Genomic DNA, 7,007 nt, shown 5'->3' with positions numbered 1-7,007 from the left:
CGCTGCCTTCGACAGCCGCGGCACAATAGTCGCGCCAGAACTGGCGATAGCCCGCTTCGACCTTGCGCGTGTAGATTTCGACATTGCCGGCGGGAGACGCTGCGATCCGGGCCGGCAAGTCGCTGCGCAACCTCGCCAGATACGCCGGCTGCGCCGCATATTTGCAGGCGATCGCGGCATAGCCCTCGTCGTCCTCGGCGACCCAGTCGTCGAGACCGACCGCAGCCACGATCGAACCACCGGCACGCGACGAGGCGCCGTTGCCAAGCTTGGCCACGACCGGAACGCCCGCATAGAGCGATTCCCAGGTGCTGACGCCGCCGTTTTGCGGGAATGTGTCGAGCGATATGTCGACGTTCGCAAACGCCCGCAGGTGCTCGGGGCGCGGCGACGAGCCCAGGCAGGTGACATTCTCCTCGGCAACGCCCTGTGCCACGAACCGCGCGACCAGATTGTCGCGCAACATGGGATCGTCAAGCAGAGTATGCTTGATGATGATCTTCGAACCCGTCACCTCGCGCATCACTTTCGACCACACCCCGATGGCCTCGTCTGAGATCTTGTAGATGCGGTTGAACACGCCGAAGGTGACATGGCCGTTGCGGAGCATGGGCGGCTCCGATGCAGGTAGATCCAAAATGGGATCGATCGTGATCAGGCACGGCAGGTCGTAGACCTTTTCAGCCAGCAGATGGCGCGCCGATTGCGGAATGAAGACCGGATCCGCGAGCACGTAGTCCATGGTCTGAAGGCCCGTGCCCGTGGCGTGACCAAACCCGGAGACTTGGATCGGGGCCGGCTTGCGGGCGAAGACATGGAGCCTGTTGCCGGTCGTGTGCCCGGATACGTCGATCAGGATATCGACCTTGTCGGCCTGGATGCGATCGGCCAACTCGTCATCCGACATCTGCCAGGCGTCGACCCAGACATCCGCCGAGGACCTAAATGCGGCGGTCATCTCATCTCTTACCGGCGAGCACGAATAGCAGACGATCTCGAACCTGGCGTGATCATGATGGCGCAGCACCGGCAACAGAGCGAACGCCGCCGAGTGATGCCAAAACTCGGCAGCAACATAGCCGACCACGATCCGCCTGTCGGGATCAAGCTGCCGGGGGGCAAGAGTCCTTCGCGGCAACTTCGAGCCGATCGCGTCCCACCACTGCTTTCGTGCGGCCTGCTGAACCGCGAAATCGGCCTCGGAGAGATAGTCGAGGAAGAAGATCTTCCGGCCGATCAAGGATGCATCCGGCACAATGGCCAGCGCCGCATCGAGAAGCTCGATCGCCGATGCGATCTCTCCCTGATTTGCAAAACAAGCGCTCAGCAGCGCCATCGCGATCGCTGAGCGTGGATATTCCTCCAGCAACATGGTGCAGGCTAAAATCGCTTGCGCCGTGTTTCCCATGGCGAGCGCGACTTGTGCCTTCCCCTGCAAGGCCACCTCGAGCTTGGGCGCAAGCGCAAGGGCCGCGTCGAAATCCGCCGCCGCCTGTTCCAACCTCGACGTCTCAAGATTGAGCCGTCCACGGTTCGCCAGGATTTTCGCCGAGCCTGGCCTGATCGCGAGCGCCGCCTCCAGCGCGCCTTTGGCCTCGTCGAAGTTTTTGAGCTCGATATTGACCAAACCTTTGCCGACGAGCGCCTCGACGTTTCGCGGCTGAAACAACAGTGCGCGCTCGAAGCTCTGTTTGGCGCGATCAAGCTGGCGCAGCGCGAGCTCTGCCAGGCCGCGATTGCAAAGCGCATCGGCATGATCGGGCTTCAGCCCGATGGCGCGATCGTACAGTTCGATAGCCTGCTCGACGCGGTTTAGATGCAACAAGGTATTGCCGAGATTGGCCAAGGCCATCGGGAAGCTGGGCTTCAACGCGATGGCTCTCTCCAGGGACGTACGCGCGTCCTCATATTCCCCAAGTGCGAAATGCGTGGCTCCCAAATCGGAAAAAGCCTGTGCCGAGCGTGGGTCGACCGTCACGGCATATTTGAGGGCCTGTTTCGCTGCCTCGAAGTGTCGGCTCGCGAACGCGCCCAAGCCAAGCAGGTGCAAGGCGCCGAAATGCTCCGGAAGTTCATTCAGGATCTGGCGGCAGAGCGCCTCGGTCTCCGCATACCGGCCCTGGCCATAGGCCGCATTCGCGGTCGAAATGATCGCGTCCGCCTGCTTCTTCAATTTCTTCTGCAATCGCGCGTTCTGGAACGCGCGCGCGCCGGCGCCGCTGCTCTGCAAGGATTCTCTCCGGAGGATGCCCGAGACGATTCTAGCTGATTCGCGGCCAGAGCCGCCGGTTTAGGCGGCCCGGCAATCCCCCGGAAGATGCCGGTGCCCAACCCGGGCCTCGCCTACGCAACGTCAGCGTTATCCGCGGCGGCGGCACAATAGTCGCGCCAGAACTTTCGGTAACCCGCCTCGAGCTCCCGCGTGTAGGTCTCGACATTGCCGGCGGGCGAAGCCGCGATCCGGGCCGGCAATTCCGTGCGCAATTTCGCCAGATAATCGGGCTGTGACGCAAACCTGCGAGCAATCTCGACATAGCCATTGTCATCTTCGGCCACCCAGTCGCCGAGGCCGACGGCAGTCACGATAGAGGCGCCGGCACGCGAGGAGGCCCCGATGCCGAGCTTGGCCACGACGGGAACGCCCTTGTAGAGAGATTCCCAGGTGCTGATGCCGCCATTTTGCGGGAACGTGTCGAGGGACATATCGACCTGGGCGAAAGCCGCCAGATGGTCGTCGCGCGAGGTGGTGCCGAGGCAGGTGATGTTCTCCTCGACAACGCCCTGCGCGAGGAAACGCGCGACCAGACTATCGCGCAGCAGGGGATCATCGAGCAGACCATGCTTGAGGACCATCTTCGATCCCGGCAACTCCCGCATGATGCGCGACCACACACGGATCGCATCATCCGATATTTTGTAAATGCGGTTGAACACGCCGAAGGTGACGTAGCCGTTGCGGAGCATCGGCAGATCCGAAGGCGCCAGATCCGAGACAGGCTCCATGGTGATCAGACACGGCAGATCGTAGATTTTCTCGGCAAACAGATGCCGAACCGACGGCGGAATGAAAATGGGATCCGCGAGCACGTAGTCCATAATCGGCATGCCTGTGCCCGTCGCGTGTCCGAAGCCAGTGGCCTGGATCGGGGCCGGCTTACGCGCAAAACACTGCAGCCTGTTACCGGTCGTGTGGCCCGAAACGTCGATCAGGATGTCGACATTGTCGGCCTGGATACGATCGGCGAGTTCGTCGTCCGAAATCCCCCAGGCATCGACCCAGACGTCGGCCAATGATTTGAACATGGCGGTGTACTCGTCCGCGCCCGGCCATGAGTAGTAGCAGATGATTTCAAATTTAGTGTGATCATGATGGCGCAGCACTGGCAGCAGCGTGAGCCCCGCGGAGTGCTGCCGGAATTCGGCAGCGACATAGCCGACCACGATCCGCTTTTCCGGGTCCAGCGGCCGCTTCGGCAACTCCCTTCGCGGCTGCTTGGAGCCGATCTGGTCCCACCAGGATTTTCGCACCGCCTGCTGGACCACGAAATCGGCCTCGGCGCGGTAGTCCTCCAGGAAGATCTTTCCTCTGATCGCATCCCCATAGTCCGGCCGGACTGCCAGCGCGCGATCGAGATACTCGATCGCTGCGTCCATGTCCCCCTGGTTCGAATAAGAGAAGCCCATCAGCGCCAGCCCCACCTCGGAGCGCGGATTTTGCTCGATCAGGGCCGTTGCGGCTGCCATCGCCTGCGCGGTCTTTCCCATGACGAGGCAGGCCTGGGCCTTGCCGCGTAGCGCCAGCTCGAGCTTGGGCGAGATCGCAAGCGCCGCCTCGAAATCCGCAAGCGCGGGCTCCAGGCGCTGCAACTCGTAACTGAGCCGCCCGCGTTGGGCCACGATCCTCGGCGAGCCGGGCTTGATCGCCAGCGCCATGGCAAATTTGGCGGCCGCCTCGTCGTGGTGCCGCAGCTCCATGCTGACCATGCCGCTGCCGACGATAGCCTCGGCGTGACGGGGCTGAAACAGCAGGGCGCGGTCGAAGCTTTCCTTGGCGCGCATGATCTGTCCAAGCACAATCTCGACCATACCGCGATTGCAGAACGCGTCGGCATAATCCGGCTTGATCTTGATGGCGCGCTCATGCAGCTCGAGCGCCTGTTCGTACTGCCCCAGATGCATCAGCGTGTTGCCGAGGTTGGTCAGCGCGACCGCAAAATTCGGCTTTAGCGCGATGGCCCTCTCCTGGCACCGCCGCGCCTCCTCGTAATTGCCGAGATCGAAATGCACGGTCGCGAGGTTGTTATGGGCATCGTGCAGGCGCGGATCGAGCACAATCACGCGCTTGAGCAGCTGTTGCGCCTCCTCCAGGCGCCGGCCGTCATGCGCGCACATGCCGAGCAGGTGCAGAGCGTCGACATGATCGGGCAGCGCTTTAAGGATCTCCCGGCAGAGTGCTTCAGTCTCAGCATATCGGCCCTGGCCATAGGCGGTAGCCGCGGCGGAGAGGACGGCGTCCGCCTGCTTCATCAATTTCTTCTGCAATCGCGCGTTCTGGAATGCGCGCGCGCCGCCGCTGCTCTGCAAGGTGTCTCTCCGGAAGATGGCCCGGGGCAGAGTCTAACTGATTCGCAAGCCCGACCTGCCGGTCAGCTGGCACGGTGACACCCCCGGGATTTCCCGGGGCTCAGCGGCCCGGCGCTGCCGGTCCCCTACGCAACCTCGCTGCCTTCGACAGCCGCGGCACAATAGTCGCGCCAGAACTGGCGATAGCCCGCTTCGACCTTGCGCGTGTAGATTTCGACATTGCCGGCGGGAGACGCTGCGATCCGGGCCGGCAAGTCGCTGCGCAACCTCGCCAGATACGCCGGCTGCGCCGCATATTTGCAGGCGATCGCGGCATAGCCCTCGTCGTCCTCGGCGACCCAGTCGTCGAGACCGACCGCAGCCACGATCGAACCACCGGCACGCGACGAGGCGCCGTTGCCAAGCTTGGCCACGACCGGAACGCCCGCATAGAGCGATTCCCAGGTGCTGACGCCGCCGTTTTGCGGGAATGTGTCGAGCGATATGTCGACGTTCGCAAACGCCCGCAGGTGCTCGGGGCGCGGCGACGAGCCCAGGCAGGTGACATTCTCCTCGGCAACGCCCTGTGCCACGAACCGCGCGACCAGATTGTCGCGCAACATGGGATCGTCAAGCAGAGTATGCTTGATGATGATCTTCGAACCCGTCACCTCGCGCATCACTTTCGACCACACCCCGATGGCCTCGTCTGAGATCTTGTAGATGCGGTTGAACACGCCGAAGGTGACATGGCCGTTGCGGAGCATGGGCGGCTCCGATGCAGGTAGATCCAAAATGGGATCGATCGTGATCAGGCACGGCAGGTCGTAGACCTTTTCAGCCAGCAGATGGCGCGCCGATTGCGGAATGAAGACCGGATCCGCGAGCACGTAGTCCATGGTCTGAAGGCCCGTGCCCGTGGCGTGACCAAACCCGGAGACTTGGATCGGGGCCGGCTTGCGGGCGAAGACATGGAGCCTGTTGCCGGTCGTGTGCCCGGATACGTCGATCAGGATATCGACCTTGTCGGCCTGGATGCGATCGGCCAACTCGTCATCCGACATCTGCCAGGCGTCGACCCAGACATCCGCCGAGGACCTAAATGCGGCGGTCATCTCATCTCTTACCGGCGAGCACGAATAGCAGACGATCTCGAACCTGGCGTGATCATGATGGCGCAGCACCGGCAACAGAGCGAACGCTGCCGAGTGGTTCCTGAATTCGGAAGCGACATATCCGATCAAAATCCGCTTGTCCGGATCAAGCGTGCGGGGCGCCAACGCCCTTTGCGCCAATTTGGCGCCGATCGCGTCCCACCATTGTTTTCGCGCAGCCTGCTGAACCGAAAAATCGGCCTCCGGGAGATAGTCCAGGAAGAATATCTTGCGCCCGATCAAGTCCGCATAATCAGGCGCCATTGCCAGCCCGGCGTCGAGATGTTCGAGCGCCGTCGCGATGTCTCTCTGGCTCGCATAGCAGGAAGCAAGGAGCGCAATTCCGATGTCGGACCGCGGATTTTCCTCCAGCAAGGTCTCGACGGCCGCAATCGCCTCGGCCGTGTTGCCCTTGACAAGGTTGACTTGCGCCTTTCCCTGCAAGGCCACTTCGAGCCTCGGCGAAAGCGCCAGCGCCGCATCAAAGTCCGCGAGCGCCTGCTCCAGCCGCAACAGATCGAGATTGAGCCGTCCGCGCTGCGCCAGAATCTTCGGCGAATCCGGCTTGATCGCGAGCCCTGCCGCGATCGCCGCGGCCGCCTCTTCGTAGTGCCGGAGCTCGATGCATACCATGCCCCTGCCTGCGATCGCTTCCGCGTGACGCGGTTGAAACGCGAGGGCGCGATCGAAACTCTCCTTGGCGCGCTGGGACTGGCCTTCGATCAGCTCCGCCATGCCCCGATTGCAAAATGCATCGGCATAGTCCGGCTTCAGCCTGATAGCGCGATCGTGCAGCTCGATAGCCTGCTCGGCAAGGCCCATGTGCAGCAGCGTATTGCCGAGATTGGTCAAGGCGATCGGAGAATTCGGCTTCAGCGCAACGGCCTTCTCCTGGCATGCGCGAGCCTCCTGAAACTTCTGGAGGGTGAAATACACCGCCCCGAGATTACCATGGGCATCGGGCGAACGCGGATCGAGCACGGTCGCGCGCTCGAGCAGTTGTTGCGCCTCATCGAGCCGCCCGCCATCATACGCGCGCAGACCGAGCAAGTGCGCGGCGTCGAAATGATCCGGAACCTCCGTCAAAATCCGGCGGCAGAGTGTCTCGACCTCCGCGTATCTGCCCTGGCCGAGTGCCTGAACCGCGGCGGACATGAGTGCGTCCGCCTGCTTCTTCAATTTCTTTTGCAATCGCGCGTTCTGGAATGCGCGCGCGCCGGCGCTGCTCTGCAAAGTCTCTCTCCGGAGGATGGCCCGAAAAGAGCTTGGCCGATTCGCATGGTGCCAAGC

The 7,007-nt window shown here is 62.6% G+C and carries 3 protein-coding genes; all 3 read right to left on the bottom strand.

Features of this window, described 5'->3' with window-relative positions:
* Positions 1-2,230, bottom strand: a 2,230-nt coding sequence (locus ACIPUD_RS07430; RefSeq protein WP_446480320.1) for an O-linked N-acetylglucosamine transferase, SPINDLY family protein, incomplete at its 3' end; no start/stop codon positions are given.
* Positions 2,231-2,343: 113 nt separating this feature from the next.
* Entirely contained in the window at positions 2,344-4,584 is a 2,241-nt protein-coding gene (locus tag ACIPUD_RS07425; protein ID WP_446480319.1) for an O-linked N-acetylglucosamine transferase, SPINDLY family protein, read from the bottom strand.
* 125 nt (positions 4,585-4,709) lie between these two features.
* Positions 4,710-6,950, bottom strand: coding sequence for a tetratricopeptide repeat protein (locus ACIPUD_RS07420; RefSeq protein ID WP_446480318.1), 2,241 nt, complete (start codon positions 6,948-6,950; stop codon positions 4,710-4,712).
* Between the last annotated feature and the right edge of the window lie 57 nt (positions 6,951-7,007).

The sequence above is a fragment of the Bradyrhizobium sp. CAR08 genome (assembly GCF_052871955.1).
This window is presented reverse-complemented; position numbering and strand designations above follow the sequence as displayed.